Source organism: Rhizobium sp. PP-F2F-G48 (assembly GCF_004342335.1).
Lineage (GTDB): Bacteria > Pseudomonadota > Alphaproteobacteria > Rhizobiales > Rhizobiaceae > Ferranicluibacter.
The window spans coordinates 1-2,402 of record NZ_SLVH01000030.1; the positions used below are offsets into that span (position 1 = coordinate 1).

A 2,402-nucleotide genomic window follows, 5' to 3' on the forward strand; every position below is an offset into this window, starting at 1 on the left:
GTATGCCTCCGCCGAAGGCCGTCTGCCCTGATTTGGTGATTGGCTTTATGTCCATGCCTTATGTCATGCGCTACAATCATTTCCCCTATTGAGGTCTTTTCCGCGGACGATCTTGGCCGTCGACGGGATTGGTCGGACGAAGAGAAGGTTCGGATCGTCGAAGAGAGCTTGCAAGGCTTTCGGCAGGGTTCAGTGACGGCGCGGCGATATGGATTGTCTCGGTCGTTGTTGACCCGTTGGCGTCGGGAATACCGGAGCGGGCATCTGAGCGTTACCGCATCAACAAGCTTCGTGCCGCTTTCGATTTTGCCGCCACCGGCATCTTCCGAGATGGCCGGTCCGCTCCGGTCGGACGGCGACAAGACGATCGAGATCGGCCTGCCGAACGGTCGTCGCCTGACGATCCCGGCCTCGCTTGATCCGAACATCCTTGCCGGCCTTTTGCCGGTCCTGGATGCGTCATGATCGCCTTTCCGGCCGGGGTGAAGGTCTGGATCGCGGGCGGCGTGACGGACATGCGTTGCGGCATGAACAGCCTGGCGCTGAAGGTGCAACAGGGTCTTGGCCGCGATCCTCATGGCGGTGAGGTCTTCTGCTTCCGGGGTCGCAAGGGTGATCTGATCAAGGTTTTGTGGCACGACGGGATCGGCATGTCGCTTTACCTGAAGCGGCTTGAGGCCGGAAAGTTCATCTGGCCGGTCAGCCAGAATAGCTCCGCCGTGCCAGTGTCGGCGGCGCAACTCGGCTATCTTCTGGAAGGGATCGACTGGCGCAATCCACGCTGGACGCAGCGACCTGCAACGGCAGGATAGTCGCCAACCGTTCCACTGTTTTTGTTGGGCTTTCTGTGGTTCCATGGTAGCTTTCGGCCATGGATGATGCTGCTTGGGAGATAGCCAGATTGCGCGCCGCGCTTGCGGTATCGGAAGCGCGTGCCGCCTCCGCCGAGGCCGATCTCGCGCAGGTGCGCGCCGTCGTGACGACGTCGGAGGCGATGATCCGGCACCTCAAGCTCGAGATCGCAAAGCTGCGCCGTGAGCAGTATGGCCAGAGCTCGGAACGGCGCGCCCGGCTGATCGACCAGATGGAACTGCAGCTCGAAGAACTCGAAGCCGACGCCACCGAAGACGAGATCGCGGCTGAACGCGTGGCAGCGAAGATCACAAATGTCTCCGCCTTCGAACGCCGCCGGCCGGCCCGTAAGCCGTTTCCCGAGCACCTGCCACGTGAGCGCCTGATCATCGAAGCTCCGTCGACCTGCACCTGCTGCGGCTCGACCAGGATCGTGAAGATGGGCGAAGACATCACTGAGACGCTGGAGGCGATCCCGCGGCAGTGGAAAGTGATCCAGACGGTGCGAGAGAAGTTCACCTGCCGGGATTGCGAGAAGATCAGCCAGTCACCGGCCCCGTTCCATGCGACACCGCGGGGATGGGCAGGTCCCAACTTGCTCGCTACGATCCTGTTCGAGAAGTTCGGCCAGCATCAGCCATTGAATCGCCAAGCCGAGCGCTACGCCAGGGAAGGCGTCGATCTCAGCCTCTCCACGTTGGCCGACCAGGTCGGAGCCTGCGCGACTGCCCTGCAGCCGATCCATGACCTGATCCGCGCCCATGTACTGGCAGCCGAACGGCTGCATGGTGACGACACCACCGTGCCACTCCTCGCCAGGGGCGCAACACGGCAGGCAAGGTTATGGACCTACGTGCGCGATGATCGTCCGTTTGCGGGCGGCGCACCGCCCGCAGCGCTCTTCTACTTCTCACCCGATCGCGAGAAGACCCATCCCAATCGGCATCTCGCCGGGTGGCATGGCACCCTTCAAGCCGATGCATACGGCGGCTACAACGATCTCTATCGTGCGGATCGCCGCCCCGAACCGGTCAAGAGCGCGCTCTGCTGGAGCCATGCACGGCGCAAGTTCTTCGAACTGGCCGATATCGCCGGCAATGTGCGCAATGGCAAACCTGCCCACGAGATATCGCCTGTCGCGCTTGAGGCCGTTGCCCGCATTGACGCGCTCTTCGACATCGAGCGGGGCATAAACGGGAAGTCCGACGAAGAGAGACTGGTAGCGAGGCGGCAGCATGCGCGTCCGATCGCCGAGGAACTGCACGACTGGCTCATGGCCCAGCGTTCCCAGATGTCGAAGCACAATCCCGTCGCCAAGGCGATCAACTACATGTTCGAGAAGGAGGGACGCTGGGAGGCCTTCACCCGGTTCCTCGATGACGGCAGGCTATGTCTGACCAACAATGCGGCCGAGCGGGCCCTGCGCGGGATCGCTCTCGGAAGAAAATCCTGGCTATTCGCCGGCTCCCAGCGCGGAGGCGAGCGTGCCGCCTTCATGTATTCTCTGATCGTCACCGCCAAGATGAACGACATCGATCCGCAGGCTTGGC

Annotated in this window: 3 protein-coding genes and 1 pseudogene; all 4 read left to right on the top strand. The window is 62.3% G+C overall.

The genetic code is table 11. The features are described 5' to 3' along the window. Positions 1 to 60: 60 nt before the first annotated feature. Positions 61 to 246, top strand: a pseudogene (locus tag C8J36_RS25590) (transposase); the annotation flags it as partial. 84 nt (positions 247 to 330) lie between these two features. Further along, complete coding sequence (locus tag C8J36_RS25690) at positions 331 to 465, top strand: hypothetical protein (protein ID WP_062594514.1); 135 nt, start codon at positions 331 to 333, stop codon at positions 463 to 465. Next, positions 462 to 812, top strand: coding sequence for an IS66 family insertion sequence element accessory protein TnpB (gene tnpB / locus C8J36_RS24650; protein ID WP_062594513.1), 351 nt, complete (start codon positions 462 to 464; stop codon positions 810 to 812). The genes C8J36_RS25690 and tnpB overlap by 4 nt, the downstream gene beginning before the upstream one ends. Before the next feature lie 59 nt (positions 813 to 871). Continuing rightward, the coding region (locus tag C8J36_RS24655) for an IS66 family transposase (protein ID WP_132537887.1) at positions 872 to 2,402 on the top strand (1,531 nt) is incomplete at its 3' end.

What these genes read in the sequence shown, in the direction of transcription:
- C8J36_RS25690 (WP_062594514.1), top strand. Translation starts at nt 331, where the DNA reads ATGGCCGGTCCGCTCCGGTCGGACGGCGACAAGACGATCGAGATCGGC.
- tnpB (WP_062594513.1), top strand. Translation starts at nt 462, where the DNA reads ATGATCGCCTTTCCGGCCGGGGTGAAGGTCTGGATCGCGGGCGGCGTG.